Consider the following 26,635-nt stretch of genomic DNA (forward strand, 5'->3'; position numbering starts at 1 on the left):
TGTTTCTTCCATGCACATCATTCCTGTCATCGACCTGCTCGGCGGCTGCGCCGTCCACGCCCGGCGCGGGCAACGCGCGCACTACCAGCCGGTGGCCTCGCGCCTGTGCGACGGCAGCGCGCCGGCCGATGTCGCCAGCGCCATGCTAGCGTACTGCGCCGCCGACACGCTGTATGTCGCCGACCTCGACGCCATCGGCGGCGGTCCGGTACAGGCCGCCGTACTGCGCACGCTGCTCGGTACCCTGCCCGGCATCACGTGCTGGCTCGACGCCGGCTTTGCCAGCGCCGCTGCCGCCGAGGCCACGCTGGCCACGCTGGCCGCGCTCGGCGCACACGCGCCGCGCGTGGTGCCGGTATTCGGCAGCGAGTCGCTGGGCCATGCCTCGCCGTTCGCACGGTATCCGCATGCCGCGCTGTCGCTCGACCAGCGCGGCGGCGTACCGCTCGGCGACGCCTACTGGTGGCAACAGGCCAGCGGCTGGCCGCGCGACATCATCGCCATGACACTCGACCAGGTCGGCGCCTTCAACGGACCCGACCTCGGCATGATCGCGCGCCTGCGCACCCACGCTGGAGCGGACCGCCGCATCATCGGTGCGGGCGGCATCCGCGACGCCAGCGACCTCCAGGCCGCAGCCGCGGCCGGTGCGCACGCCTGGCTGGTGGCCTCGGCGCTGCATGAACTGCGCATTCCGCCACGTACCCAGCCGCACCTCCCACCGCACGCGCCGGCCTGACGGGCCATCCTGTCGCTTGCCTGTCCCTGGCCGACCCCTTGCTTCCGGCCCGCGTTTCCTATCCCGCCATGTGTAACACGTTCCATGCCAGCCCTGCTGCAGCACAGCGAAAATAGCGCGCTGCCAGGCCTGCACGAGGATTTGCGTCGCACGTCGGCTGCCCTGTACCCTCAAGGCCAGGAAGGAGGAACGGAACCCGCCGCCCCCGACCCAGGGCGTTCCGGGATCGCACAATGCCTGTTTGTGCCCTCCGCCGGCACGCCCGCCCCCTCCGATCGTACGGCTGGGGGGCTTGTCACCGGGGTGACAGGTTGCCTCAACCTGGCTGCACAGACTGTCTCGTTGCAGCGCACCAGAGCGCAGGCGCGGCATGCCCTGCCCGGCGGGAGACGGTGCACGGACTGCCTCCCCGGCGGACCCAATGCATCGTGGTGCCCGGCGCACAGCTGGCACAGGCTTTGCTCAGCAGGGGCATGAGCGTTCCAACGACCCCCTCCCTCGCGACCGCCGACCATGCGGTGCGCCAGCCGTGGACCTGCCCTTTCTGCACCCTGCTCTGCGATGGTGTCGGCGTGACCACGGGTGAACAGTTGTCCCTGACCGGCTCGGAATGCCCGCGTGCCCGCGCAGCGCTGGCAAGTTTTCCGGGCCAGCCGACGGAAAGCACGGCGCTGATCGATGGCCAGCCGGCCACGACCGGCGACGCGCTGGCCGCTGCCGCCAGCCGTCTCGCACAGGCGCGCCTGCCGCTGTTCGGCGGGCTCGCCACCGATGTCGCGGGCGCGCGGGCCCTGTACACTCTCGCCAACCACTGCGGCGCAATCCTCGACCATGCCCAGGGCGCGGCCATGCTGCCGAGCCTGCGCAGCCTGCAGGATCGCGGCGCGTTCACCACCTCGCTGGCGGAGGTGCGCAATCGCGCCGACCTGATCCTGTGCATCGGCACGCAGCCGGCGCGCAAGCATCCCGAGTTCTTCCGGCGCTGCGGTCTCGCCGACCGCGGCGAGGATGCCGTCGGACCGGCCGCGCGCGAGATCGTCTTTCTCGGCACGCCCGCCGATCCGGCGGCCCGGGGCCACGAGGGCGCCACGGTCAGCGAAGTCCCCATGCAGGGCGACCTGCTCCAGTCGCTGGCCATCCTGAATACCCTGTGCCGCCAGAAACCGCCCGCCAGTACGGTCGCCAATACGTCCGCCGATACGTCCGCTAATACGTCCTTCGCCACGCCCGAACTGCGTGCACTCGGCGAACGACTGCGGGCCGCGCACTACGTCGCCCTGGTGGTCACGCCCTCAACGCTGGCCGAGCAGTATGGTGCGCATGCCGCCCTGCTACTCGAAAGCATCGGCCACCTGACCAAGGCGCTCAACCGCACCACGCGCGCCGGCGTGCTGTCGCTGGGTGGCGATGACGGCGGCAATACCGTCAACTACACCATGACCTGGCTCTCCGGCCTGCCGCTGCGTACGGCGGTACGAGCCACCGGCCTCGACCACGATCCGCATCGCTACGACACGGCGCGGCTGCTGGCAGACCGCGCGGTAGACGCCATGCTGTGGGTCGCCAGCCTGACGCCAGACCTGCCGCCGCCGCAGACCGATCTGCCGCTCGTGGTGTTCGGCCACCCGGCCCTCGCCAGCCAGATGCGCGAGCGGTGCGGCGTGTTCCTGCCGGTATCGACGCCGGGCATCGGCTCGGCCGGCCATATGTTCCGCACCGACGGCGGCGTGGTGTTGCCGCTCGTGCCGGTGCGCGAGGACGGCCTGCCGACCGTCGCGGCACTCGCCGGCCAGCTGTTGCAGCACATGCAAGCCCCTGCAGCACGCCAGGAGGGCGTGGCATGACGACAACTTTCCGCTTGCGCGGCGGGCGCGTGTACGACCCCGCCAACGGCATCGACGGCAAGGTGATGGATATCGCCGTGCGCGACGGCCGCATCGTGGCGCACACGCCCGACCTGCAGATCGACCGGGAGATCGACGTCAGCGGCATGGTGGTGATGGCCGGCGGCATCGACATGCACACGCATATCGGCGGCGGCAAGGTCAACCTCGCACGCATGCTGCTGCCCGAGGATCACCGTATCAACGCACGTAGCGACAACCCTCTCGAGCTGGCCTCGTGCGGCACTTGCACGCCGGGTACGCTGGCCACCGGCTACCGCTACGCGGAGATGGGCTACACCGCAGCCTTCGAGCCGGCGATGATGGCCTCCAATGCGCGCCATACGCACCTGGAGATGGGCGACACGCCGATCCTCGACCACGGCGCCTACGTGATGCTCGGCAACGATGAGCTGTTCCTGCGCATGCTGGCCGACGGCACCGAGTTCGAACGTATCCGCGACTACGTCGGCTGGACCATCCACGCCGCCAAGGCGCTGGGTGTGAAGGTGGTGAATCCCGGCGGGATCTCGGCATTCAAGTTCAACCAGCGCAAGCTCGACGTGGACGACGAGCACGTGCATTACCGCATCACGCCGCGCGATGTGCTGCGCACGCTGAGCCGCGCGCTGACCGAGCTGCGCGTGCCGCATCCGCTGCACATCCACGCCAGCAATCTCGGCGTGCCCGGCAACGTGGCCTCGACGCTCGCCACCATCGATGCGCTCGAAGGCCTGCCGGGCCACCTCACGCACATCCAGTTCCACAGCTACAGCACCGACGGCCCGCGCAAGTTCTCGTCCGCCGCGCGGCAGATCACCGACGCGGTAAACGCGCATGCCAACGTCTCCATCGACGTCGGCCAGATCATGTTCGGGCAGACAGTGACCGCCTCCGGCGACACCATGATGCAGGTGCTCAATGCCGACCACGCCAACCCGCGCAAGTGGATCGGTGCGGATATCGAGTGCGATGCCGGCTGCGGCGTGGTGCCGTTCCGCTACCGCGAGCAGAGTTATGTGAACGCCTTGCAGTGGGCCATCGGCCTGGAGATTTTCCTGACGGTGCGCAATCCGTGGCAGGTGACGCTCACCACCGATCACCCGAACGGCGGACCGTTCACCAGCTACCCGCACCTGATCCGCCTGCTGATGGACAAGTCGTTCCGCGACGAGCAGATGGCGAAGCTGCATCCGGAAGTCGCCGCCAATTGCACGCTCGCCGACATCCAGCGCGAACTGACGCTGTACGAAATCGCCATCCTCACGCGCGCCGGTCCGGCGCGGCTGCTGGGCCTGCGCGATCGTGGCCACCTCGGCGCGGGCGCAGCGGCCGATATTGCCGTGTACCGCGTGCAGGACGACCAGGAAGCGATGTTCACCACGCCCGAGTACGTCTTCAAGGATGGCGTGCTGGTGGCGCGCGGCGGCCGCATCGAAGCCGCGCCGGTTGGCGGTACGCACTTCGTCGAACCGGAATTCGATCCAGGCATCGAGAAGACCCTGCGTAAGTACAGCGACCATCATCTGTCGGTCCACTTCGACCATGCCGTCATCTCGCACGACGAGCTGTGCGCCTGCTGCAACGGCGGCCGCCTGCTGCCGGCGGCATGCGATCCGCTGCTGGGCCTGCCGGCTCAACCGGCGACGTGAGGCCGCGCTCCATGGAAACCATGCAGATCAACGGAATCACCATCGACGACACCTTCGCGGAAGCGTTTCCGATGAAGGCCACGCGCCTCGTCATCACGGCGCACACGCTGACCTGGGCGCGCAACGCCGCCGTCTCGCTGACCGGCTTCGCCACCTCAGTGATCGCCTGCGGCTGCGAAGCCGGCATCGAGCGCGAACTGGATGGCAGCGAAACACCAGACGGACGGCCCGGCATCGCGGTGCTGCTGTTCGCCATGTCCGGCAAGGAACTCGCCAAGCAGGTCGAGCGCCGCGTCGGCCAGTGCGTACTGACCTGCCCCACCACGGCCATTTACGCCGGCCTGCCGGACGGCGAGCCGATCGCGCTCGGCAAGAACCTGCGCTTCTTCGGCGATGGCTGGCAGATCTCGAAGATGATCGATGGCCGCCGCTACTGGCGCGTGCCAGTGATGGATGGCGAGTTCGTGTGCGAGGAAACCACGCCCGTGATCAAGGCCGTGGGCGGCGGCAACCTGCTGATGCTGGCGCGCGACACCGATGCCGCGCTGGCCGCCGCCGAAGCGGCAGTCGAGGCCATGCGCCGCGTGCCGAATGTGATCCTGCCCTTTCCGGGCGGCGTGGTGCGGTCCGGCTCCAAGGTCGGCTCGCGCTATGCGGCCTTGAGCGCCTCGACCAACGATGCGTTCTGCCCGAGCCTGATCCGCATGGCGAAAAAAACCGAACTGACACCTGACGTGCGCTGCGTGATGGAAATCGTCATTGACGGCCTGACCGAGGCCGACGTGGCACAGGCCATGTCCACCGGCATCGCCACGCTCGCCGCGCGCGGCCCGCAATCGGGCTTGCTGCGCGTCTCGGCCGGCAACTACGGCGGCAAGCTTGGCCCCTTCCACTTCCATCTGCACCGCCTCGCGGGGCAAACTGGCACAGGGAGCAATGTGGGAGGCGCGGCATGAGCAGACTGATCCTGCGTCTCCGGCACGCTCCAGCGTTGCGTCTCGATGTTTCCGGGCTGACACCCGACGCGCTGGCGGAACGTTCCGCCAGCGATGTGGCGAAGCTGCCGCTGTGGCAAGGCAAGGAGCGCCTGTGCGTCGGCGACCTGTTCGAGGTGCGCGCCGATGCAAATGGATCCGCCCATGGCGACACCCCCGAACTTGTCTTCGAAGGCGACCTGGGCCGCTGTGACCGCCTGGGCTGGCAGATGACCCGCGGCACGCTGCGCGTCGAGGGCCATGCGGGCGATTACACCGGCTGCGGCATGGCCGGCGGCACGCTGGAAATCAACGGGAATGCGGGCGACTTCACTGCGGCAGCAATGAGCGGCGGCCACCTCGCGCTCCGTGGCAATACCGGCGACTTCGCCGCCGCCGCACTGCCCGGCGATATGGAAGGCATGCGCGGCGGACAGCTCATCATCGCGGGCCATGCCGGCGACCGGCTCGCCGACCGCATGCGGCGCGGCACCGTACTCGTGGCCGGCAACGCCGGGGCGTTCGCTGCTTCGCGCATGGTAGCCGGCACGCTCGGCATCGCCGGTGACGTCGGTGCGCATCTGGCCTTTGGCATGCGGCGCGGCACGGTCGTGCTGGTCCACGCCAGCGGGCCGCTCGCGCCGACCTTTGTCGAAACGGAACACAACATCGCAGTCGCCTGGGCCCTGCTGGCGCGTAGCCTGGAGCGTGCAGACAGTGCCTTTGCCGGCCTTGCGCACCGGCTGCCGCAACGCCATGCGGGCGACCTGGCGGTGGATGGCAAGGGCGAAATTCTGCGCTGCGCAGCCTAGCGACCGGGGCAATGCCCTCGCTGCATGCCCCGCCTGATATCTGTTTTTTACACCACTGGAGATGTATTCCATGAGCAGCAACCTGACATTCTGTGCTGGCGAAGCCACCGTCCTCGCCGCGGAAGGCCAGTTCACCGACGCCATGCCGGAAATCCTGATCGGCCGTACCGACGGCCCCGTGGGCCAGGCATTCGCCAGCATGATGGCGCAGAGCAAGGGGCATACGGCCATGTTCGCGATCCGCGCCTGCAACCAGATGGTGCGCCCGGCGACCATGCTTGTGCCGAAGGTCACGCTAAAGGACAGCGCCAATATCGACCTGTTCGGCGGCGTGGTGCAATCAGCCACGGCCGATGCGGTGGTCGATTGCCTGATCGAAGGCATCATCCCCAAGGACCAGGCGAACGACCTGTGCATCATCAGCCTGGTGTGGATCGATCCGCGCTGCGCCAAGGATCCGAACCTCGACAAGAAGGACATGTACCGCACCAACTACGAGGCCACCAAGCTCGCCATCCAGCGTGCGCTGCGCAACGAGCCGTCGATCGAGGAACTGATCGCCAACCGGCACAGCATCAAGCACGACATGGACGACTGGAGCTGAGCATGCCGTCCGCCCTTGGCCATGCCTGACCGGAGAAACGCATGACGCCCCTGCCCGTCCGCAGCGACTGCTACGCCCTGCTCGACGATGCCAGTGACGGGGATGGCAGCCGCAGCCGCCTGTACACAGGCTTCTTGCAGGAGCTGCGCTGCGAGGATCCGGCGCAGCTCGCCGCCACCTGGGCACAGGCGGAGGCGGCCATGCGCGACGGCGCGCATGCCGTGCTGCTGGCGGACTACGAATGGGGTGTGCGCCTGCAGGGCCTGCCGGTGCCGGCGGAGGCACCGCAGGCGCTGCGCATCGTGCTGTTCAGCGCCTGCGCGCGCCTGTCGCGCAGCGAGGTCGATGCCTGGCTGGCGATGATGGATGCGCTGGCCCCAGCCGCTGCGGTGGCCGGTTTGCCGGCCGGGTCGGCGAGTGGCATCCACGACGTGCGTCGTAGCGTCACCCCCGCGCAGTTCGATCACGCCATTGCACGCATCCAGTCTGCCTTGCGGGCCGGCGACACCTACCAGATCAACTACACCTATCGCCTTGACTTCGAGGCCAGCGGCACGCCGCTGGCACTCTACCGCCGGCTGCGCACGCGCCAGCCAGTACCGTACGGCGCGCTGATCGCGCTGCCGCACGATTCCGACACGCCGTACATCCTCTCGCTGTCGCCCGAACTGTTCCTGCGCCATAGCCAAGGCCGGCTGACCGCACGCCCGATGAAAGGCACGGCGCGCCGTACCGGCCAGCCGGACGAGGATGCCCGCACGGCACGCGCGCTGGCCAGCGACCCGAAGAACCGCGCGGAAAACCTGATGATCGTCGACCTGCTGCGCAACGACTTGGGGCGCATCGCCACCACAGGCTCGGTCAAGGTGCCGGCGCTGTTCTCGGTCGAACCGTATGCCGGTGTGTTCCAGATGACCTCCACCGTGGAAGCGGAACTGCCCGCACGCACGACGCTGCCCGAACTGCTGCACGCGCTGTTCCCGTGCGGCTCGATCACGGGCGCACCCAAGCATCACACCATGGAGCTGATCGCCGATCTCGAAACGACGCCGCGCGGCCTGTACACCGGCATGATCGGCTGGATCGACACCCCTTCTCCCGGCGGCGCGCAGGCCTGCGGCGATTTCTGCCTGTCCGTGGCGATCCGCACCGTCACGCTGGGACACGCCGGCCATAGCACGCACGGGCTACGGCCCGGCCGCATGGGCGTGGGCGCGGGCATTGTGCTCGACAGCGTGGCCGCTGACGAATACGAGGAATGTGCGCTCAAGGCGCGTTTCCTGACGGCACTGGAAACACCGGTGCCACATGCGGTCGTGACGCAGGCGCCCCCTGTACCTGGCATCGTCCCATCCTGGGCGGACATGCTGGCCTCCGGCCTGGTAGCCGAGCCGAGTTCCCGTGAGGATATCGACGGTTATGACATGGCGGCGCGGTATGATGCGGTATCGTACTGATACGCATTGATGCCAGCGGCACGGATGCGCCCTGCCCCGGTGTCTCCGGATCGGGCGCCCTGCCTGCCTCTGCGTCTGTTGTGGCGTTCGGTGGTTACCGCGTTTTTTCCCGCATTGTTCTCGCGTTGGTTTCCGCGACTTTTTTCTTCCTGGCTGCATGCAACTCGTTCTATTCGATCTCGATCACACCCTGATTCCCTTTGACAGCGGTTCCACCTGGTTCCGCTACCTGATGCGGCGCGGCGTGCTCAATGCCGGCGATTTCGAGGCACAGAACCGCCAGTTCGCGGAAGACTACCTCGCCGGCAAGCTCGATATCGCCGCCTTCCAGCGCTTCTGCATGTCGGTGCTGGCGCGCTATGCGCGGACTGATCTGGATAGCTGGCGCGCGGACTTCATCGCCGAGATCGGTGCGCAGGTACCGGAGGCCGGCCGCGCGCTGGTGCGCCATCACCTCGATACCGGCGATCTGTGCTGCATCGTCACCGCCACCAATCACTATGTGGCCGGTGCGTTTGCGGAGATCTTTGGCGTGCCGCATCTCGTGGCCTCGCAGGCCCGCACGGAACAAGACGATCCGCGTGGCCGCTTTACCGGCGAAATGGATGGCATCGCCAGCTTCGGCGCGGGCAAGGTGCCGCGCGTGGCGGACTGGCTGGCCGCGCTGGGGCACGACTGGCACAGCTTCGAACGTTCAGTCTTCTACTCCGATTCCGCCAACGACCTGCCACTGCTCAGCCATGTGAGCGACCCGGTGGTCGTCTCGCCCGACACGCGACTGCGTGCCGTGGCAACCGAGCGCGGCTGGCCGGTGTTCGACACGCTCGAAGCCGTGTGCGAACACGCCCTGGCCTGAGCACACGGCCACACCACCAGCACGGGTTGCCGCGCAGCGGCAGCCCAGCTCCCGGACGCATGCTTACTGGTACAGGCGGCTCAACCGTTCGAGCGGCACAGGACGGATCTTGGATGCCTGTCCGGCCGTACCGAATGCCTCGAAGCGCTGGCGCACCACATCCTTGGCGCCTTTCTTCGCTGCCAGCAACGCCTTGCGCGGATCAAACTCGCTGCGGTCGTCACTGAGCGAACGGCGGATCGCGCCAGTCATGGCGAGCCGGATATCGGTATCGATATTGATCTTGCGCACGCCCGAGCGGATGCCACGTTGAATCTCCTCGACCGGCACGCCATAGGTTTCCTTGATGTCGCCGCCATACTCGCGAATGATCTCCAGCCACTCCTGCGGTACCGAGCTGGAGCCATGCATCACCAGGTGCGTGTTGGGGATCTGCTCGTGGATCTCGCGGATACGATCCATGGCGAGAATGTCGCCCGTCGGCTTGCGCGAGAACTTGTAGGCGCCGTGGCTGGTGCCGATGGCAATGGCCAGTGCGTCCACGCCGGTACGGGCGACAAAATCCTTGGCCTGCTGGGGATCGGTCAGCAGCATGTCGAGCGACAGCGTGCCTTCCGCGCCCACGCCATCCTCTTCGCCGGCCTGGCCGGTTTCCAGCGAGCCGAGGCAGCCGAGTTCCCCTTCCACCGACACGCCCACGGCATGCGCCATGTCGCACACGCGCCGCGTGACTTCGATGTTGTAGTCGTAGTCCGACGGCGTCTTGGCATCCTCGCGCAGCGATCCGTCCATCATCACGCTCGTGAAGCCCGAGCGGATCGACGCCTGGCACACGGCCGGGCTCGCGCCATGGTCCTGGTGCAGCACCACGGGAATGTCAGGGTGCGTTTCCACCGCCGCCAGCACCATGTGGCGCAGGTAGGCCTCACCCGCGTACTTGCGTGCGCCGGCGGACGCCTGCAGGATCACCGGGCTGTCGGTGTCCTCGGCCGCTTCCATGATGGCGTGGATCTGTTCCAGGTTGTTGACGTTGAAGGCCGGCACGCCGTAACCGTGTTCGCCGGCATGATCGAGCAGTTGTCGCAGGGAAATCAGTGCCATGGTCGTCTCCGTTGGGTCATGTAATTGAAATGGGGGTGCCGGCCGGGCTAGAACGCCTCGGACTCCGGCGCGAGCATCGACTGCGCCGTGCGGTGCGCGAGGATGGCCAGCGCCGGCAGGGTCTTGCCCTCCAGCAGTTCGAGAAAGGCGCCGCCACCCGTCGAGATGTAGTCGATGCGGTCAGCAATGCCGTACCTGGCAATCGCCGCCAGTGTGTCGCCGCCGCCTGCCACCGAAAAGGCGCGCGACGCGGCAATGGCCTCGGCGAGCGCACGCGTGCCCTGCCCGAACTGCTCGATCTCGAACACCCCGACCGGGCCGTTCCAGACGATCGTGCCGGCCTGCGCGATCTGCGCGGCCAGTTTTTCCGCAGTCCGCGGGCCGATATCGAGAATCAGGTCATCCTCTGCGACCTCCGCGGCATCTACGACACGCGCCTCGGCATCCGCCGACAGCGTCTTGGCGACCACCACGTCCTCGGGAATCGGCACAGCCGCACCACGGGCGCGCATGGTGTCGATGATGCGGCGCGCCTCCTCCACCAGCCCCGGCTCCGCCAGCGACTTGCCGATGGGCAGGCCGGCGGCGAGCATGAAGGTATTGGCGATGCCGCCGCCGACGATCAGTTGATCGACCTTGCTGGCCAGCGACTGCAGGATGGTGAGCTTGGTGGAGACCTTGGAGCCCGCGACGATGGCCAGCAGTGGCCGGCGCGGCGCATCAAGGGCGCGGTGCAGCGCTTCGATCTCGGCAGCCATGAGCGGGCCGGCACAGACCAGCGGGGCATACTGCGCCACGCCGTAGGTGGTGGCTTCCTTGCGGTGCGCGGTGCCGAAGGCATCATTGACATAGACATCGCACAGCGCCGCAATGGCGCGCGCCAGCGTATCGCTGTTCTTGCTCTCGCCGACGTTCAGGCGGCAGTTCTCAAGCATCACCACCTGCCCCGGCGCAACGGCGAACTGTCCGCTGGTCCAGTGGGCGAGCAGGCGCACATCCTGCCCCAGCAATTCCGACAAGCGCCGGCACACGGGTGCCAGACTGTCGCGCAGGGCGCGCTCGCCTTCCACCGGGCGGCCCAGGTGCGAGGTCACCATGACCGAGGCGCCGGCGTCGAGGCACTGGCGAATGGCCGGCGCGGAGGCACGGATGCGCGTGTCGTCGGTGATCTCGCCCTGCGCGTCGAGCGGCACATTCAGGTCGGCGCGGATCAGCACCCGCTTGCCGGCGATGGCGCCCTGCGCGAGCAGTTCGCCAAGCGTGACGATGGTCTCCATGGCTGCCTCCTCAACGCGCTGTGGCTGCTTGCGGCAACATCAGGGCCACGGTGGTATCGAGCATGCGGTTGGAGAAACCCCACTCGTTGTCGTACCAGCTCGAGACCTTCACCAGGTTGCCCTGCACCTTCGTCAGCGTCGCATCGAACGTCGACGAGGCCGGATTGTGGTTGAAGTCCACCGACACCAGCGGCGCCGTGTTGTAACCCAGGATGCCCTTGAGCGAACCTTCCGACGCGTCCTTCAGGATGCCGTTGACTTCATCCACCGTGGTGTCGCGCTTGGCCACGAACGTCAGGTCGACGATCGACACGTTGATCGTCGGCACGCGGATCGCAAAACCATCCAGCTTGCCGTTCAGTTCCGGCAGCACCAGGCCAACCGCGGCGGCCGCACCGGTCTTGGTCGGGATCATCGACTGCGTGGCCGAGCGCGCGCGGCGCAGGTCTTCGTGCATGACGTCGGTCAGCACCTGGTCGTTGGTGTAGGCGTGGATGGTGGTCATCAGGCCGCTTACGACGCCAAGCTTGTCATGCAGCGGCTTGACCAGCGGGGCCAGGCAGTTGGTGGTGCACGAGGCGTTGGAGATGACGGTGTCGCTGGCCTTGAGGACGTCATGGTTGACGCCGTACACGATGGTGGCGTCGACATCCTTGCCGCCCGGGGCGGAGATGATGACTTTCTTGGCGCCGCCCTTGAGGTGGGCCGAGGCCTTTTCCTTGCTGGTAAAGAAGCCGGTGCACTCGAGCACGACGTCGACGCCCAGCTCGCCCCACGGCAGTTCGGCCGGGTTGCGGTTGGCCAGCACGCGGATCTTGTCGCCATTCACCACCATGAAATCACCCTCGACCGCGACCGTGCCCGGGAACTTGCCGTGGGCGGTGTCGTACTGCGTCAGGTGGGCGTTGGCCTTGACATCACCCAGGTCGTTGATCGCAACGATCTCGATATCGTGTTTCTTGCCGCCTTCATAGTGCGCGCGCAGAATGTTCCGGCCGATACGGCCATAGCCGTTGATGGCTACCTTGATGGTCATCTGGTGTCTCCGGGAAAGTGTGGATGCAGGAAATCTGGGGAATCCGGGTAGGCGGAATGGCGCTCCGCCGTGGTGGTCAGGCGGCCGGTTGCAAGCGGTGCTCCGCCAGCAGCGCTGGCAAGGCCTCGAACGAATCGATCAGCCAGTCGCCGCCCAGGGCGTCGGGCCCGTCCGGGCCGGCATAGCCGTAGCGGACGATGGCGACCGGCACCCCGGCGGCGCGCGCGGCGGCGACATCCACCGCCGAATCGCCAATCAGCAACGCATGCGCGGGTGACACGCCCAGCAGGCGGCAGGCATGCAGCAGCGGCTCGGGATGCGGTTTCATGTGGACCAGCGTGTCGCCGCCGATCAGCACCTCGCACCACGTATCGAGTCCGGTCAGCGCCAATAGCGGTGTGGCCAGTGCTTCCGGCTTGTTGGTCACGCAGGCGATGCGATAACCGAGCCGGACCAGCGCATCGAGCCCGGCCTCGACACCAGCGAACACCTGCCCCATGCGGCCGTTTACGGCCAGGTAGTGACGTTCGAAGACCGCCTGCGCCTCCACCGGATCGACCGCAAGCTGTGCGGTTTCCAGCGTACGCCGGACCAGGTTGGGCACACCTTTGCCGATGAAGCCCTTGACCATCGCGAACGGCAGCGGAAACGCACCCAGTTCGTCGAGCATGCGATTCGCCGCTACCACAATGTCCTCGGCGGTATCGACGAGCGTGCCGTCGAGATCAACCAAGACGGCGCGCGGCAATCCGTCCGACATGGCGCCCGGCGAGGCGTTCGGTGTACGACTCATGACTGTACCCTCGCGAGTCCCAGCGCAGCGGCCGCGACATGCTCGGCCGTCAGGCCGAAGTGGCGGTACAGCGCATCGGCCGGCGCGGACTCGCCGAAGCGGTCAAGACCAAGCGCCACGCCGGATTCGCCCACCACGGGCCGCCAGAACCAGGTAACACCGGCTTCGATGCTGAGTCGCGGCACGCCGGGCGGCAGCACGCTGTCGCGGTAGGCGGCATCCTGTTCGTAGAACACTTCCACGCACGGCATCGACACCACCCGGGCGGCGACGCCGCCCTCACCCAGGGCGCGTGCGGCCGCAGCGGCGATCTCGACTTCCGAACCGGTGGCGATCAGCACGACCTCGGGGATCGCGGGGGTATCGGCCAGCACGTAGCCACCCCGGCGGATCGCGACGATCTGCTGGGCGCTGCGCGCGAACGGCGTGAGCCCCTGGCGCGACAGCAGCAGGCAGGACGGCCCGCTGTCGCGCCGCAGCGCGGCCAGCCAGGCCACCGCCGTCTCGACACCATCGCAAGGGCGCCATACGCGGTTGTTCGGAATCAGCCGCAACGTCGCAGCATGTTCGACCGGCTGGTGCGTGGGACCATCCTCGCCGAGGCCGATGGAATCGTGCGTCAGCACATGGATGACGCGCTTGCGCATCAGCGCGGCCATGCGGATGGCATTGCGCGAGTAATCGGAAAACGTCATGAAGGTGCCGCCGTAGGGAATGAACCCGCCATGCAGCGCCACACCGTTCATGATCGCCGCCATGCCGAACTCACGTACGCCATAGCTGACATAGTTGCCGGCTTTCCTGTCTTGTCCAGCATGGTTGACCCACACGGAGGCCTTGACGTTAGTGAGATTGGAGCCCGACAGGTCGGCCGAGCCACCGAGCAGTTCGGGCAGTTCGCCGACCAACGTCTCCAGCGTCAGCTGCGAGGCCTTGCGCGTGGCGATCTTCTGCCGCAGTGGACTGTTATCGGCGAGCAGCGCCATGACATCGCTTTCCAGCGACTCGGGCAGTTCGCCTTGCATGCGGCGCATCAGGTCTGCCGCGAGGTCGGGATAGGTTGCGCGGTAGTGGGCGAAACGCGTGTTCCACTCGGTTTCCAGTTGCCGGCCGCGCGTGCGCGCATCCCAGGCGCCCGCGACATCGGGCGGCACCTCGAACGGTGCGGCGGTCCAGCCGAGCGTGTCGCGCATGGCGGCGATCTCATCGGCACCCAGCGGCGCGCCATGCACGTCATGCCCGCCAGCCTTGGTGGGCGCGCCCTTGCCGATGACAGTCTTGCAGCAGATCAGCGTGGGCCGCGCGGTGTCGGCCTTGGCATCTGCGATGGCCTGATCGATGGCAGTGGCATCGTGGCCGTCGATATTGTCGATCACCTGCCAGCCGTAAGCGCGGAAGCGTGCCGGCGTATCGTCGGCGAACCAGCCAGCGACATCGCCGTCGATGGAGATGCCGTTGTCGTCGTACAGGCAGATCAGCTTGCCCAACCCTAACGTGCCGGCAAGTGAGCACACCTCGTGGCTGATGCCTTCCATCAGGCAGCCATCGCCGAGGAACACATAGGTGTAGTGATCGACCACGGCGTGGCCATCGCGGTTGTAGGTCGCGGCCAGCAGCTGCTCGGCCAGCGCCATGCCGACGGCATTGGCCAGCCCCTGCCCGAGCGGCCCGGTGGTGGTCTCGACGCCGGGCGTGACATCGACTTCCGGATGCCCGGGCGTAAGCGCGTGCAGCTGGCGGAACTGCTGCAGCTGCGCCATCGGCAGCGCATAGCCGGTGAGGTGCAGCAGCGCATATAGCAACATCGAGCCATGGCCATTCGACAGCACGAAACGGTCACGGTCGACCCAGCCCGGATTGGCGGGGTTGTGGCGCAGGTGGCGACGCCACAGGACCTCGGCCATCTCGGCCATGCCCATGGGCGCGCCGGGATGGCCGGACTTGGCCTTCTCCACGGCATCGGCAGCCAGGAAACGCAGGGCGTTGGCGCAGCGCACGTCCTGCTTCATGCGATCGGGTGCATTCATCTCAAATCCTCAAGGCAACTCGGGTACGACGGGCCGTATTACTGGCCACACCAGGGCCACACCGCAGACCACACTACAGGCCGGCGCGCTTGCGCTGTTCCATCATGCGCAGCACGAATGGCGTGAAAATCAGCTGCATGGCCAGTTCCATCTTGCCGCCCGGCACAACGATGGTGTTCGCGCGCGACATGAAGGAATCGTGGATCATGCTCAGCAGGTACTGGAAGTCGATGCCCTTGGGATTGGCAAAGCGGATCACCACCATGCTCTCGTCCGGCGCGGGAATCTCGCGGGCGATGAATGGATTGGAGGTATCCACGCACGGCACGCGCTGGAAGTTGACATGCGTGTGCGTAAACTGCGGACAGATGTAGTTCACGTAATCCGGCATGCGCCGCAGGATGGTGTCGGTGACAGCCTCAGTGGAATAGCCGCGCTGCGACTTGTCGCGCCACAGCTTCTGGATCCATTCGAGATTGATCACGGGCACCACGCCGATCAGCAGGTTGGGATAGCGCGCGATGTTCACCTTGTCGGTCACCACGCCGCCGTGCAGTCCTTCGTAGAACAGCAGATCGGTGTCATCGGGAATCGATTCCCACGGCGTGAAGGTGCCGGGCGGCTGGCCGAACGGTGCCGCTTCCTCGGGGCTGTGCAGGTAGTGCCGGAACTGGCCGGTGCCGCTCTCCGAGTAGGTGCGAAACAGATTCTCCAGCTCGCCGAACAGATTGGTATCCGGCCCGAAGTGGCTGAAGTTCTTGTTGCCCTGCTGCTCGGCATCCTGCATGCGCTGCTTCATCTCGGCGCGGTCGTACTTGTGGAAGCTGTCGCCTTCGATGAGGGCAGCCTTCACGCCTTCGCGGCGGAAGATGTTCTGGAACGTCCGGGTCACGGACGAAGTGCCGGCGCCGGACGAACCGGTAATGGCAATGATGGGATAACGCTCGGACATGATGGTGACCTCAGGCGGACAGGCGGAACAGGCTGCGCTCGTTGAACAGCGGGTTGGGCAACTCCGCGCCCGGCAGCTCGTGGTGATAGCGCTCGATGCGTTCGACCTCGCTGCGCGAACCGAATACCACGCCGATGCGCTGGTGCAAAGACGTCGGCTGCACATCGAGGATCGGCTCGCGCCCCGTACTGGCGCGGCCGCCGGCCTGCTCCATGATGAAGCCGATCGGATTGGCCTCGTACAGCAGACGCAGGCGCCCTGGCTTGGTGAGGTCCTTGGTGTCACGCGGATACATGAAGACCCCGCCACGCATCAGGATGCGGTGTGCCTCGGCCACCATCGAGGCGATCCAGCGCATATTGAAATCCTTGCCCCGTGAGCCCGACTTGCCCGCCAGGCATTCCGACACGTACTGGCGGATCGGCGGTTCCCAGAAGCGGCTGTTGGAGGCGTTGATGGCGAATTCCTGCGTTTCCTCCGGCACGCGCATGTCCGGATGCGTGAGCATGAAGTCGTACAGGTTGGGATCGAGCGTAAAGCCATGCACGCCATTGCCGACCGTCAGTACCAGCATGGTGGTCGGCCCATAGAGTGCATAACCGGCGGCGACCTGCTCGCGTCCGGCCTGCAGGAAATCGGTGTCAGTGACGTCGCGCCCGCCCTCGCCTGTACCCTCGGGTGCACGCAGGATAGAAAAGATGCTACCGACCGACACATTGACGTCGATATTCGACGAGCCATCCAGCGGATCGAACACCAGCAGGTACTTGCCGCGCGGATATGGCGCGGGGATCTGGTACGGCTGTTCCATTTCCTCTGACGCCATGCCGGCCAGGCTGCCGCCCCATTCGCTTACGCGGATGAAGGCCTGGTTGCTGAGCACGTCCAGCTTCTGCTGCGTTTCGCCCTGCACGTTGATGGCGCCGTCGGCGCTGCCGTGCATGCCGCCCAACGCACCGAAGGCGACGCCGCGCGCAATCTGCTTGCAGGCTGTCGCCACGTCGAGGATGAGCGCATTGAAATCGCCGCGGGCGTCGGGAAAGCGGCGGCGCTCCTCGATGAGGAACTGCGTCAGGGTCTTGCGCTGGTGGAATGGCATGATGCGTCTCCCGTGGTCTTATCGTATATAGGCTTGAAATCGTCTTCCGGTATCTGTGGCCTGTCGTGCCGCATGCCTGCCGCGGCCTGATCGCGCAGGCGCTGCATGACACCGTGGTAGCCGCCGCCGGCCTCGGGCGCATCGGGCGCGCCGAACACGGCGCTGCCGGCCACGAAGGTGTCGGCCCCCGCGCGCGCGATGGCGGCGATGTTGTCGGTCTTGACGCCGCCATCCACTTCGAGCCAGACCGGCTGGCCGCCAGTGGCGCGGTGCACGTCGATGCGCTCGCGCACGTCGCGCAGCTTGGCAAGCGTGCCTGGAATGAATCGCTGGCCCCCGAAACCCGGGTTCACGCTCATCAGCAACACCATGTCGAGCTTGTCGAGCGTGTGGTCGAGCCAGTGGGTCGGCGTGGCGGGATTGAGCACCAGGCCTGCCTTGCAGCCATGCTCGCGGATCAGCGCCAGCGTGCGGTCGACATGACGGCTGGCTTCCGGATGGAAGGTGATGATGTCGGCGCCGGCCTTGGCGAACATGGGAATCAGTGCGTCCACCGGCTCGACCATCAGGTGCACGTCGATGGGAATCGAGACATGCGGCCGGATGGCCTCGCACACCAGCGGGCCGATGGTGAGGTTGGGCACGTAATGGTTGTCCATGACATCGAAGTGCACGAGCGCCGCGCCGGCCGCCTCGATGGCGCGCACCTCTTCGCCGAGCCGCGCGAAGTCGGCGGACAGGATGGAAGGCGCAATGCGGACATCGACGCCCGACCCCGGCGTCGCTCCATGTGCGCCCTCCGGCGCGGCAGGTGGATTCCAGACGTGCCGATTCATCTCATGCGGCCTCGAACAGTGTGCCGTGGTGCCAACGCCGTAGCGCCTCCAGATCGACCCACGGATGCTGCGCACCCGGCAGCAGCTGGATGGGTTCGTCGGGATCGCCGAGGCTCGGCAGCACCACGAGCGCCTCCTCGAAATGCTGATGCGAGGTGAAGGCGGTCGGCGTGATGACGGCCGGCACGCCGGCGGCCGTCGCGGCCTGCAGGCCGTTGTCGGAATCCTCGATGGCCAGGCACGACTCTGCCTCCACGCCGAGTTGCGCGATGGCGGCGAGATAGACATCGGGCGCCGGTTTCTTCACCGGCGTGGTGCCGGCGTCGCAGATGGCGGCGAAGCGCTTGCGCCAGTCGCTGCCGAGCGGCGCTTCGAGCAGTGCATCGAGGTTGGCCGGCGTGGTGGTCGTCGCAATGGCGATGGGCACGCCGGCGGCATTGGCTTCGTCGATGAGCCGGCGGATGCCGGGCCGCAGCGGCAGCCCACCGCCGCGTACCCGTTCCGCATAGTGACGGGTCTTGATGGCATGCACGGCGTCGATGGTCGCCGGCACGCTGCTGCCGCGCGCTTCTTCCGGATCGACCATATGCCAGTAATGCATTAGCCGCTCCTTGCCGCCAGCCACACGCAGCAGCTTGGTATACAGGGCCGGATCCCAGTGCCAGTCGAGACCGACTTCGGCAAAAGCGGCATTGAAGGCATCCAGGTGGGCGGATTCGGTATCGGCCAGGGTGCCATCGACATCGAAGATCAGGGCTTGCATGCTCACTCCTTGGCGCCCGCCTGCGCGAACACGCGGCTCGCGAGCAGATCGGGGGCGGTGATGGTGGTCAGTGCGGCGTCGTCGGCCACGGCTTGCGGATCGTTGAGCAGGCGCGACGCGTGGCGCAGGCGTGCGCGGTCGAGCGCATTGCGCACGCTGCGCGCGTTGGCGAAATGTGGCTGCGCCATGCGATGGCCGAGATAGTCGGCAAACACTTCGCGGCTCTCGGCATCGAAGCAGTACTGCATGTCGTTGAGCATGAGGTCCCCAATCTGCCGCAGTTCGTCGAGCTGGTAGTCGGGGAAGTCGATGTGGTGCGCAATGCGCGACGACATGCCTGGATTCGATTCGAAGAAGCGATCCATGCGGTCCTTGTAGCCGGCCAGAATCACGACCAGATCCTCGCGGTTGTTTTCCATCACCTGCAGCAGGATCTCGATGGCTTCCTGCCCGTAGTCGCGCTCGTTCTCGGGGCGATACAGGTAGTAAGCCTCGTCGATGAACAGCACGCCGCCCATGGCCTTCTTCAGAATCTCCTTGGTCTTGGGCGCGGTGTGGCCGATGTACTGGCCAACCAGGTCGTCACGCGTCACGGCGACCAGATGCCCGCGCCGCACATAGCCCAGGCGGTGCAGGATCTCGGCCATGCGCATGGCGACCGTGGTCTTGCCGGTGCCGGGATTGCCGGTGAAGCACATGTGCAGGCTCGGGGCGCCGGCACTCAGGCCGCGCGCGCTGCGCAGGCGGTCCACGAGCAGTAACGCAGCAATGTCGCGGATGCGCGATTTCACGGGCGCGAGGCCGATCAGTTCGCGGTCGAGCTGGGCCAGCAGTTCCTGGATGCCGGACGCCGCCAGCGCTTCGCCCAGCGTGGCGGGCGGTTGCAGCTGCTCAGGGGTCTCAGGAGCGGACATGACGTTCTCCAAGGTTCAAGGCATGGGCGCGGCCCCGGCAACTGCTGCCCGGGCCGCGCGCGGGACAGGCGCGGCGCTCAGTAGCGGCTGCCCTCCGGCTTCGCCTGCGTGGCGTAGCTTTCGATCGAGTAGCGGATGGTGCGCCCCGGCTCTTCCTGGCGGACCAGGCGGAAGCCCGGTTCATCGGCCGGCCGGTTGACGATGAAGGACGTCACCACCGACTCGACGGTATGGGTGTTGTCGAACGCCGTCACGCGGATGTAGTGGTTGGGAAACGTCTTTCGGCAGTTGTTGATCTCCTGCAGGATGCCGGCGGCATCGCGCAGGTCGAACATCGGCAGGCCGAACATCTCCCAGTAGGTATTGCGCGGGTGCGGATCGTCGGTGTATTCGATGCCGACGGCCCAGCCCTTGTCGAGGCAGTAGTTCAGCTGCTTGGTGATCTGCTCGTCGGTCAGCTCGGGCAGGAAAGAAAAAGTGCCTTGTGTGATGCGCATGGTGTCCTCGCGTTCGGTAGGTTGCGGGTAGTCGATTCAGGCGACGGTTCAGTCGGCCGGTCAGGCAACGGAAGCGGTCGGCACGAAGTCGGACGTATCCGTCGGCGTGTAGTTGAAGGTGATGTCGCCCCAGGTATCGAGCGCAGCCTTGAGCGGCGTGCACCAGCGCGCGGCGTCGCGGAGGATCTCCGGACCCTCGTTGAGAATGTCGCGGCCTTCGTTGCGTGCCAGCACCATCGCCTCCAGCGCCACGCGGTTGGCCGTGGCACCGGCCTGGATACCTTGCGGATGGCCGATGGTGCCGCCGCCGAACTGCAGCACCACGTCATCGCCGAACAGATCTAGAAGCTGGTGCATCTGGCCGGCGTGAATGCCGCCCGAGGCGACCGGCATGACCTTGCGCAGCGAGGCCCAGTCCTGGTCGAAGAACAGGCCACGCGGCAGGTCCTGCCGGGTGATGGCATCGCGGCACACGTTGTAGTAGCCCTGCACGGTCAGCGGATCGCCTTCCAGCTTGCCGACCGCGGTGCCGGTGTGCATGTGGTCGACCCCGGCCAGGCGCAGCCATTTGGCGATCACCCGGAACGACACGCCGTGGTTCTTCTGCCGCGTGTAGGTGCCATGACCGGCGCGGTGCAGGTGGAGGATCATGTCGTTCTGGCGGCACCAGTTCGCCATCGACTGGATGGCGGTCCAGCCGACCACCAGGTCGATCATGACGATGACCGAGCCGAGGTCCTTGGCGAATTCGGCGCGGCGGTACATCTCTTCCATCGTCCCGGCGGTGACGTTCAGATAGCTGCCCTTGACCTCGCCGGTGGCGGCGGAGGCCTTGTTGACGGCATCCATCACGAACAGGAAACGGTCGCGCCAGTGCATGAACGGTTGCGAGTTAATGTTCTCGTCATCCTTCATGAAATCGAGACCGCCCTTCAGGCCCTCGTACACCACGCGCCCATAGTTGCGGCCCGACAGGCCAAGCTTGGGCTTGGTGGTGGCGCCGAGCAGCGGCCGGCCGAACTTGTCGAGGCGCTCGCGCTCGACGATGATGCCCGTCGGCGGGCCGGCAAACGTCTTCACGTAGGACACGGGGAACTGCATGTCTTCGAGGCGCGCGGCCTTGATCGGCTTGAAGCTGAAGACGTTGCCGATGATCGAGGCGGTGAGGTTGGTGATCGAGCCTTCCTCGAACAGCGACAGATCGTATGCCACCCAGCAGAAATGCTGCTCGGGATTGTTGGGCACCGGCTCGACGCGGTAGGCCTTGGCGCGGTACATATCGCAGGCGGTCAGGCGGTCGGTCCACACCACGGTCCAAGTCGCGGTGGACGATTCGCCTGCCACGGCCGCGGCCGCTTCGACCGGATCGACACCTTCCTGCGGCGTAATGCGGAACAGCGCGATGACATCGGTGGCCTTGGGCTGGTAGTCGGGTTCCCAGTAGCCCATCTCACGATACTTCATGACGCCCGCGTCGTAGCGCTTGCGGGGCTGTGCAGTCACGGCTTTGTCAGGTGCGTTCATTTTCGGGTCCTCATTGGCGACGGGAGTGGAGTCAAAAAGTGGTGTCGAGAATTTGTGTCAGTGAGGAAACGATAATGAAATAGATGTATCAGGTAAATTCAGATATTCTTTGCCTCTATATAAGCTATGACTTAACTATCATGTCGCTGCTCCGTTCCCTGACCCTGCGCCAGCTGCAGATCTTCGTCACCGCCGCGCGCCACGCCAGCTTTGTTCGCACGGCGGAGGAGCTGCACCTGACCCAGCCCGCGGTATCGATGCAGATCAAGCAGCTCGAGGGCGTGGTCGGGCTACCGCTGTTCGAGCGCGTGGGCCGCACGCTCGCCCTGACCGAAACCGGCGACCGCCTGCTGCACCACGCCTCGCGCATCCTCGGCGAGGTGAAGGATGCGGAAGACGGCCTGCAGGGCTTGAAAGGCATCGACCGCGGTTCGATCACCATCGGCATGATCAGCACGGCCAAGTACTTCGTCCCGCGCCTGCTGGCGGAATACACCAAGCGCTATCCCGGCGTGGACGTGCATATCGCCGAGGGCAACCGCGAGAAACTGCTGCGCATGCTGCAGGACAACGTCATCGATCTCGCGGTGATGGGCCGCCCGCCGGTGGAACTCGATGCCATTTCCGAGCCGATCGCGACCCATCCGCATGTGCTGGTCGCGGCCATCTCGCACCCGCTGCAGGCTGCCGAACGCTTCGATCTGCAAGAACTGCGCCACGAGACTTTCCTGCTGCGCGAGCCAGGTTCCGGCACGCGCACGGTGGCCGAGCAGATGTTCCGCAATCACCTGTTTACGCCGGCCAAAGCGGTCACCCTGGGCAGTAACGAAACCATCAAGCAGGCTGTCATGGCGGGCATGGGCATCAGCCTGTTGTCACTGCACACTCTGTCACTCGAGTTGCGCACCCGGGAGATCGCCATCCTCGATGTGGCGGGCACGCCCATCGACCGCGTCTGGCATATCGTGCACATGCGCAGCAAGCGGCTGTCGCCGGCCAGCGAGGTGTGCCGCAGCTTCGTGCTCGAGCATGCCGCCCCTTACCTGCAGGAGCGCTATCTGGGCTTGATGCGGCACCACGCGCCGCCGCAGGCACGTACCGCCACGCCGCCACCAGCCTGACACCCGCCTCCATCGCCGGGCAGGGCTGAAGGCGTGCCGAGCCGGTATAATCCGGGCTTGCCTTTATCGGCCTCAATCGCTCATCCGCGCTGGCGCGCACACCGCGCACGGCCGCCCGTTCTTGCAGATCGCCATGCAGATCATCAACATTTCCGCCTACAAATTCATCACGCTCGACGACACTGCCGAGCTACGCCCACGCATGCTTGCGCAGTGCGAACTGCATGCGCTCAAGGGCACCATCCTGCTCGCGCCCGAGGGCATCAACATGTTCCTGGCAGGACCGCGCGAGGCAATCGACGGTTTCATGGCATGGCTGAGGCAAGATGCGCGCTTTGCAGATATCGAGCCGAAGGAGAGTCCCTCCGATTCGCAGCCGTTCAAGCGCATGCTGGTGCGGCTGAAGAAGGAGATCATCACCATGCGCATGCCGCTGATCCGCCCGGAGGAAGGCCGCGCGCCGTCCGTGGCGCCGGCGACGCTCAAGCGCTGGCTCGACCAGGGCCACGACGACGCCGGCCGCGAGGTGGTCTTGCTGGACACGCGCAATGCCTTCGAGGTGGATGTGGGGACGTTCGAACAGGCGCGCGATTACCGCATTACCAAGTTCACGGAGTTTCCGGAACAAGTGGCGACGCACCGCGACGAATTCGCAGGCAAGACCGTGGTGTCGTTCTGCACGGGCGGGATCCGCTGCGAGAAGGCAGCAATCCACATGCAGGAGGCCGGCATCGAGCATGTGTACCAGCTCGAGGGCGGCATTCTGAAATACTTCGAGGAAGTGGGCGGCGAACACTACAAGGGCGACTGCTTCGTCTTCGACTACCGCACCGCCCTCAATCCACAACTGCTGCCGGCAGGACCCAAGCAGTGCTTTGCCTGCCGCGCGGTAGTCACGCCGCTGGAACAGAAATCGCCGGACTACCAGCCCGGCGTGAAATGCCCGCATTGCGCGGGGCGCCAAGGCAAGCACGGCGACACGCGCGCTGCCTGACAGACCGGCCGACACAGCACCGGTCCCGCGCGACGGCGGGCTGTCGCCGTCAGCGCCCACCCGGGATCAGGGCAGGTCGAACACTAGCACCTCGGCGCCCTTGCCACCCGACACCTCCACCTGCGCGACATCCGTCAGCTTGGCGGCATCGCCGGCCTGCAGCGCCTGTCCGTTGACCGTGAGCGCGCCGCGCGCGAGGTGCACATAGGCGCGCCGGCCTGCAGCGATGGGCAGCGAGGCCTGCTCGGCGCCATCGAACAGGCCGACATACAGGCGCGCATCCTGATGCATGCGCACCGAGCCTTCCGCGCCGTCCGGGCTGGCCACCAGACGCAGGCGGCCGCGCTTGTCGGCATCATCGAAGTGTGCTTCCTCGTAGCCCGGGGTCACGCCCTGGCGATCCGGCACGATCCAGATCTGCAGCAGGTGGGTGCTACCGCCGGCATGGTTGAATTCCGAGTGCTGCACACCCGTGCCCGCGCTCATGCGCTGCACGTCGCCAGGACGGATCACGCTGCCGTTGCCCATGCTGTCCTTGTGCGCGAGTTCACCGTCGAGCACGTAGGTAATGATCTCCATATCGCGGTGGCCGTGGGTGCCGAAGCCCTGGTGCGCGGCGATGCGGTCGTCATTGATGACGCGCAGCGGGCCGAAGTGCATGTGGGCCGGATCGTAGTAGTCGGCGAAGGAAAAGCTGTGATACGACTGCAGCCAGCCATGGTCGGCATATCCGCGTTCCGCGCTCTTTCTGATTTCAATCATTTTGATGATCCTCCTGAATGGCTGTCCGGCGGGCCAGGCTCCACGTGATCGGACGATGGAACGGCTTCCGGCATCGCATGCTTTGCATGATAGGTGGTGTGCGCTATAGTGAAGCGCATGCCATTTGATGCAATTCTTCAGTAAATCTGAATATGCCGCTCTCCCTCGAATCCCTGGAAGTGCTGGACGCCATCGAACGCAAGGGCAGTTTTGCCGCTGCGGCCCATGAAATGGGCAAGGTGCCGTCCGCCCTCACCTACGTGGTCCGCAAGCTCGAAGAAGATCTCGACGTGCTGCTGTTCGACCGCCGCCGCCACCGCGCTGAACTGACGCCGGCAGGCCGTGCCCTGCTCGACGAGGGTCGCCACCTGCTGCACGCGGCCGACGAACTGGAACGGCGTGTAAAACGGCTGGCGACCGGCTGGGAATCGACGCTGACCATCGTGGTCGACGACCTCATCCACTTCCGCGCGCTGCTGCCGGTGATCCAGGATTTCTATGCGGACAACCAGGCGACGCGGCTGCGCTTTGCCAAGGAAGTACTCGGCGGCACCTGGGATGCGCTGGTCGCCAACCGCGCCGACCTGCTGATCGGCGGCGCCTACGACGTCCCCAGCAGCCAGGGCTACCAGACGCGCCCGCTGGGCCAATTGCCGTTCGTATTCGTGGTGGCTGCGCAGCATCCGCTGGCTACCGTGCCCGGCCCGCTTTCCGGCCCGACCATCGCCCAGCATCGCAGCGTGGCCGTCGGCGACACGTCGCGCAACCTGCCGGCGCGCACGCACGGCATCATGGCCGGGCAGGATGTGCTGGTGGTGCCGACGATGCGCGACAAGGTGGATGCACAGGTACGCGGACTTGGCTGCGGCTGGCTGCCGGCGCCGCTGGCGCAACCGTACATCGAGTCCGGCGCGCTGGTGCCCAAGGAAACGCTGGAAGTTCGTGCACCCGGAACCTTCCAGGTGGCATGGCGGACGGCCAACCGTGGCAAGGCATTGCAATGGTGGGTAAAAAAACTCGAGGACACGCGCCTCGCGGAGGCCCTGCTCGTCCAGCCGCCGGTGTGACATGACAGGCGTTCGCTACCGGGGCCGCTTTGCTCCCTCGCCCACCGGCCCGCTGCATCTCGGCTCACTGGTGGCGGCCCTCGCCAGCTGGCTGGATGCGCGCGCCCACGACGGCGCCTGGCTGGTCCGCATCGAGGACATCGACCACCCGCGCTGCATCCCGGGCGCCGCAGAGGACATCCTCGCCACACTCGCTGGCTTTGGGCTGCTGCCCGATGCACCACCGCTGTGGCAAAGCACGCGCTCGGCGCAATACAGCGCGGCCCTCGACCGGCTGCGCGACCGCGGCATGCTGTATCCCTGCGGCTGTAGCCGCAAGGACATCACCGAAGCGCTGACCCGTGTGCGCCAGCGCCACCAGACGCTCGGCTATCCCGGCACCTGCCGCGACGGGCTGCACGGCAAACCGGTGCGCGCCTGGCGCGTACGCGTGCCGGAGGCGGGACAGGACACGGTCTGCTTCGACGATCGCTGGCAGGGCCGCTTCTGCCAGCCGCTGGCTGACGATGTGGGTGATTTCGTGCTGAAGCGGGCCGACGGCTTGTGGGCGTATCAGCTGGCTGTGGTGGTGGATGACGGCGAGCAGGGCATCACCGACATCGTGCGTGGCATGGACCTGCTCGATTCAACGCCACGGCAGATCCATCTACAGCATCTGCTGGGCCTGCCGCAGCCGCGTTACCTGCACGTGCCGCTGATTCTCGACGCACACGGCGACAAGCTGAGCAAGCAGACGGGCGCCACCGCCATCGATCATCGCGAGCCGCTGGTAGCACTGCAAAAGGCAGCGCGTCATCTGGGTCTGGAGATCGCCGCGCAGGACCGCGCGGCGTTTCTGGAACAGGCTGTGCGCGCGTGGCGCGCCCGCCATGCCTTGGCGGCCTGATATCGGGTA

General features: G+C 66.4%; 24 protein-coding genes and 1 pseudogene. 12 read left to right on the top strand and 13 right to left on the bottom strand.

What is annotated here, in order from left to right:
• Window positions 1–10: 10 nt before the first annotated feature.
• From ACQ3C8_RS09665 to ACQ3C8_RS09700, 8 genes and pseudogenes are all read left to right on the top strand, one after another.
• Window positions 11–739: a HisA/HisF-related TIM barrel protein gene (locus ACQ3C8_RS09665; protein WP_428851428.1), complete on the top strand. Its 729-nt coding sequence runs from the start codon at window positions 11–13 to the stop codon at window positions 737–739.
• Between the two features lie 473 nt (window positions 740–1,212).
• Window positions 1,213–2,583 (top strand): formylmethanofuran dehydrogenase, encoded by a 1,371-nt coding sequence (locus ACQ3C8_RS09670; protein WP_428851429.1) that lies wholly within the window; start codon window positions 1,213–1,215, stop codon window positions 2,581–2,583.
• On the top strand, window positions 2,580–4,274 hold the full coding sequence (locus ACQ3C8_RS09675; protein WP_009521603.1) for a formylmethanofuran dehydrogenase subunit A: 1,695 nt from the start codon (window positions 2,580–2,582) through the stop codon (window positions 4,272–4,274). Before ACQ3C8_RS09670 ends, ACQ3C8_RS09675 begins: the two co-directional genes overlap by 4 nt.
• An 11-nt stretch (window positions 4,275–4,285) precedes the next feature.
• Window positions 4,286–5,230, top strand: a complete 945-nt coding sequence (fhcD, locus tag ACQ3C8_RS09680; RefSeq protein WP_009521602.1) for a formylmethanofuran--tetrahydromethanopterin N-formyltransferase — start codon at window positions 4,286–4,288, stop codon at window positions 5,228–5,230.
• Window positions 5,227–6,060: a formylmethanofuran dehydrogenase subunit C gene (locus ACQ3C8_RS09685; protein WP_428851430.1), complete on the top strand. Its 834-nt coding sequence runs from the start codon at window positions 5,227–5,229 to the stop codon at window positions 6,058–6,060. The genes fhcD and ACQ3C8_RS09685 overlap by 4 nt, the downstream gene beginning before the upstream one ends.
• A gap of 70 nt (window positions 6,061–6,130) precedes the next feature.
• Window positions 6,131–6,664: a formaldehyde-activating enzyme gene (gene fae, locus ACQ3C8_RS09690; RefSeq protein ID WP_428851431.1), complete on the top strand. Its 534-nt coding sequence runs from the start codon at window positions 6,131–6,133 to the stop codon at window positions 6,662–6,664.
• A gap of 41 nt (window positions 6,665–6,705) precedes the next feature.
• A pseudogene (gene pabB, locus ACQ3C8_RS09695) lies at window positions 6,706–8,010 on the top strand (aminodeoxychorismate synthase component I); the annotation flags it as partial.
• Window positions 8,011–8,278: 268 nt separating this feature from the next.
• Complete coding sequence (locus ACQ3C8_RS09700; RefSeq protein WP_428851432.1) at window positions 8,279–8,977, top strand: HAD family hydrolase; 699 nt, start codon at window positions 8,279–8,281, stop codon at window positions 8,975–8,977.
• A 63-nt stretch (window positions 8,978–9,040) separates the two neighbouring features.
• On the opposite strand, the gene fba is transcribed toward ACQ3C8_RS09700, so the two are convergent.
• The 12 genes from fba to ACQ3C8_RS09760 form a co-directional block, all read right to left on the bottom strand.
• The gene (fba, locus tag ACQ3C8_RS09705) at window positions 9,041–10,078 is read right to left on the bottom strand and encodes a class II fructose-bisphosphate aldolase (protein WP_428851433.1); all 1,038 of its coding nucleotides are present in this window, start codon (window positions 10,076–10,078) and stop codon (window positions 9,041–9,043) included.
• 47 nt (window positions 10,079–10,125) lie between these two features.
• Complete coding sequence (locus ACQ3C8_RS09710) at window positions 10,126–11,355, bottom strand: phosphoglycerate kinase (protein ID WP_428851434.1); 1,230 nt, start codon at window positions 11,353–11,355, stop codon at window positions 10,126–10,128.
• A 10-nt stretch (window positions 11,356–11,365) separates the two neighbouring features.
• Window positions 11,366–12,391: a type I glyceraldehyde-3-phosphate dehydrogenase gene (gene gap / locus ACQ3C8_RS09715; RefSeq protein WP_428851435.1), complete on the bottom strand. Its 1,026-nt coding sequence runs from the start codon at window positions 12,389–12,391 to the stop codon at window positions 11,366–11,368.
• A gap of 76 nt (window positions 12,392–12,467) precedes the next feature.
• Window positions 12,468–13,184: a phosphoglycolate phosphatase gene (gene gph, locus ACQ3C8_RS09720; protein ID WP_428851436.1), complete on the bottom strand. Its 717-nt coding sequence runs from the start codon at window positions 13,182–13,184 to the stop codon at window positions 12,468–12,470.
• Window positions 13,181–15,211 (bottom strand): transketolase, encoded by a 2,031-nt coding sequence (gene tkt / locus ACQ3C8_RS09725; RefSeq protein WP_428851437.1) that lies wholly within the window; start codon window positions 15,209–15,211, stop codon window positions 13,181–13,183. Before tkt ends, gph begins: the two co-directional genes overlap by 4 nt.
• A 73-nt stretch (window positions 15,212–15,284) precedes the next feature.
• Window positions 15,285–16,163 (bottom strand): phosphoribulokinase, encoded by an 879-nt coding sequence (locus ACQ3C8_RS09730; protein ID WP_009521585.1) that lies wholly within the window; start codon window positions 16,161–16,163, stop codon window positions 15,285–15,287.
• A gap of 10 nt (window positions 16,164–16,173) precedes the next feature.
• Window positions 16,174–17,262: a class 1 fructose-bisphosphatase gene (locus ACQ3C8_RS09735; RefSeq protein ID WP_009521584.1), complete on the bottom strand. Its 1,089-nt coding sequence runs from the start codon at window positions 17,260–17,262 to the stop codon at window positions 16,174–16,176.
• Window positions 17,235–18,098 (bottom strand): ribulose-phosphate 3-epimerase, encoded by an 864-nt coding sequence (rpe, locus tag ACQ3C8_RS09740; RefSeq protein ID WP_428851438.1) that lies wholly within the window; start codon window positions 18,096–18,098, stop codon window positions 17,235–17,237. Before rpe ends, ACQ3C8_RS09735 begins: the two co-directional genes overlap by 28 nt.
• Before the next feature lies 1 nt (window position 18,099).
• Window positions 18,100–18,861 (bottom strand): HAD family hydrolase, encoded by a 762-nt coding sequence (locus tag ACQ3C8_RS09745; RefSeq protein WP_428851439.1) that lies wholly within the window; start codon window positions 18,859–18,861, stop codon window positions 18,100–18,102.
• Between the two features lie 2 nt (window positions 18,862–18,863).
• On the bottom strand, window positions 18,864–19,775 hold the full coding sequence (gene cbbX / locus ACQ3C8_RS09750) for a CbbX protein (protein WP_428851440.1): 912 nt from the start codon (window positions 19,773–19,775) through the stop codon (window positions 18,864–18,866).
• Window positions 19,776–19,852: 77 nt separating this feature from the next.
• Entirely contained in the window at window positions 19,853–20,272 is a 420-nt protein-coding gene (locus ACQ3C8_RS09755; protein ID WP_009521580.1) for a ribulose bisphosphate carboxylase small subunit, read from the bottom strand.
• A 60-nt stretch (window positions 20,273–20,332) separates the two neighbouring features.
• Window positions 20,333–21,796, bottom strand: a complete 1,464-nt coding sequence (locus tag ACQ3C8_RS09760) for a form I ribulose bisphosphate carboxylase large subunit (RefSeq protein WP_009521579.1) — start codon at window positions 21,794–21,796, stop codon at window positions 20,333–20,335.
• A gap of 140 nt (window positions 21,797–21,936) precedes the next feature.
• Here ACQ3C8_RS09760 and ACQ3C8_RS09765 point away from each other — a divergent pair, with 140 nt between their 5' ends.
• Complete coding sequence (locus ACQ3C8_RS09765) at window positions 21,937–22,917, top strand: LysR family transcriptional regulator (protein ID WP_009521578.1); 981 nt, start codon at window positions 21,937–21,939, stop codon at window positions 22,915–22,917.
• Between the two features lie 133 nt (window positions 22,918–23,050).
• Window positions 23,051–23,911: a sulfurtransferase gene (locus ACQ3C8_RS09770; RefSeq protein WP_428851441.1), complete on the top strand. Its 861-nt coding sequence runs from the start codon at window positions 23,051–23,053 to the stop codon at window positions 23,909–23,911.
• Window positions 23,912–23,977: 66 nt separating this feature from the next.
• On the opposite strand, the gene ACQ3C8_RS09775 is transcribed toward ACQ3C8_RS09770, so the two are convergent.
• A complete protein-coding gene (locus ACQ3C8_RS09775; RefSeq protein ID WP_009521576.1) occupies window positions 23,978–24,673 on the bottom strand; it encodes a pirin family protein in 696 nt (231 codons plus the stop codon).
• Window positions 24,674–24,825: 152 nt separating this feature from the next.
• Between ACQ3C8_RS09775 and ACQ3C8_RS09780 the strand changes: the two genes are divergently transcribed.
• Window positions 24,826–25,740, top strand: coding sequence for a LysR family transcriptional regulator (locus ACQ3C8_RS09780; RefSeq protein ID WP_428851442.1), 915 nt, complete (start codon window positions 24,826–24,828; stop codon window positions 25,738–25,740).
• A gap of 1 nt (window position 25,741) precedes the next feature.
• Window positions 25,742–26,626, top strand: a complete 885-nt coding sequence (gene gluQRS / locus ACQ3C8_RS09785; RefSeq protein WP_428851443.1) for a tRNA glutamyl-Q(34) synthetase GluQRS — start codon at window positions 25,742–25,744, stop codon at window positions 26,624–26,626.
• Window positions 26,627–26,635 lie beyond the last annotated feature (9 nt).

Source organism: Imbroritus primus (genome assembly GCF_964332355.1).
Taxonomy (GTDB): domain Bacteria; phylum Pseudomonadota; class Gammaproteobacteria; order Burkholderiales; family Burkholderiaceae; genus Imbroritus; species Imbroritus primus.

Excerpts from the sequence above, each read along its gene's own strand:
- ACQ3C8_RS09765 (WP_009521578.1), top strand. The coding sequence starts at position 21,937 with ATGTCGCTGCTCCGTTCCCTGACCCTGCGCCAGCTGCAGATCTTCGTC.
- ACQ3C8_RS09770 (WP_428851441.1), top strand. The coding sequence starts at position 23,051 with ATGCAGATCATCAACATTTCCGCCTACAAATTCATCACGCTCGACGAC.
- ACQ3C8_RS09670 (WP_428851429.1), top strand. The coding sequence starts at position 1,213 with ATGAGCGTTCCAACGACCCCCTCCCTCGCGACCGCCGACCATGCGGTG.
- ACQ3C8_RS09665 (WP_428851428.1), top strand. The coding sequence starts at position 11 with ATGCACATCATTCCTGTCATCGACCTGCTCGGCGGCTGCGCCGTCCAC.
- ACQ3C8_RS09755 (WP_009521580.1), bottom strand. The coding sequence starts at position 20,272 with ATGCGCATCACACAAGGCACTTTTTCTTTCCTGCCCGAGCTGACCGAC.
- ACQ3C8_RS09685 (WP_428851430.1), top strand. The coding sequence starts at position 5,227 with ATGAGCAGACTGATCCTGCGTCTCCGGCACGCTCCAGCGTTGCGTCTC.
- ACQ3C8_RS09775 (WP_009521576.1), bottom strand. The coding sequence starts at position 24,673 with ATGATTGAAATCAGAAAGAGCGCGGAACGCGGATATGCCGACCATGGC.
- fba (WP_428851433.1), bottom strand. The coding sequence starts at position 10,078 with ATGGCACTGATTTCCCTGCGACAACTGCTCGATCATGCCGGCGAACAC.
- gph (WP_428851436.1), bottom strand. The coding sequence starts at position 13,184 with ATGAGTCGTACACCGAACGCCTCGCCGGGCGCCATGTCGGACGGATTG.
- ACQ3C8_RS09710 (WP_428851434.1), bottom strand. The coding sequence starts at position 11,355 with ATGGAGACCATCGTCACGCTTGGCGAACTGCTCGCGCAGGGCGCCATC.
- ACQ3C8_RS09700 (WP_428851432.1), top strand. The coding sequence starts at position 8,279 with ATGCAACTCGTTCTATTCGATCTCGATCACACCCTGATTCCCTTTGAC.
- cbbX (WP_428851440.1), bottom strand. The coding sequence starts at position 19,775 with ATGTCCGCTCCTGAGACCCCTGAGCAGCTGCAACCGCCCGCCACGCTG.
- ACQ3C8_RS09760 (WP_009521579.1), bottom strand. The coding sequence starts at position 21,796 with ATGAACGCACCTGACAAAGCCGTGACTGCACAGCCCCGCAAGCGCTAC.
- ACQ3C8_RS09745 (WP_428851439.1), bottom strand. The coding sequence starts at position 18,861 with ATGCAAGCCCTGATCTTCGATGTCGATGGCACCCTGGCCGATACCGAA.
- ACQ3C8_RS09730 (WP_009521585.1), bottom strand. The coding sequence starts at position 16,163 with ATGTCCGAGCGTTATCCCATCATTGCCATTACCGGTTCGTCCGGCGCC.
- ACQ3C8_RS09675 (WP_009521603.1), top strand. The coding sequence starts at position 2,580 with ATGACGACAACTTTCCGCTTGCGCGGCGGGCGCGTGTACGACCCCGCC.
- rpe (WP_428851438.1), bottom strand. The coding sequence starts at position 18,098 with ATGAATCGGCACGTCTGGAATCCACCTGCCGCGCCGGAGGGCGCACAT.
- gap (WP_428851435.1), bottom strand. The coding sequence starts at position 12,391 with ATGACCATCAAGGTAGCCATCAACGGCTATGGCCGTATCGGCCGGAAC.
- tkt (WP_428851437.1), bottom strand. The coding sequence starts at position 15,211 with ATGAATGCACCCGATCGCATGAAGCAGGACGTGCGCTGCGCCAACGCC.
- ACQ3C8_RS09735 (WP_009521584.1), bottom strand. The coding sequence starts at position 17,262 with ATGCCATTCCACCAGCGCAAGACCCTGACGCAGTTCCTCATCGAGGAG.
- fhcD (WP_009521602.1), top strand. The coding sequence starts at position 4,286 with ATGGAAACCATGCAGATCAACGGAATCACCATCGACGACACCTTCGCG.
- ACQ3C8_RS09780 (WP_428851442.1), top strand. The coding sequence starts at position 24,826 with ATGCCGCTCTCCCTCGAATCCCTGGAAGTGCTGGACGCCATCGAACGC.
- fae (WP_428851431.1), top strand. The coding sequence starts at position 6,131 with ATGAGCAGCAACCTGACATTCTGTGCTGGCGAAGCCACCGTCCTCGCC.
- gluQRS (WP_428851443.1), top strand. The coding sequence starts at position 25,742 with ATGACAGGCGTTCGCTACCGGGGCCGCTTTGCTCCCTCGCCCACCGGC.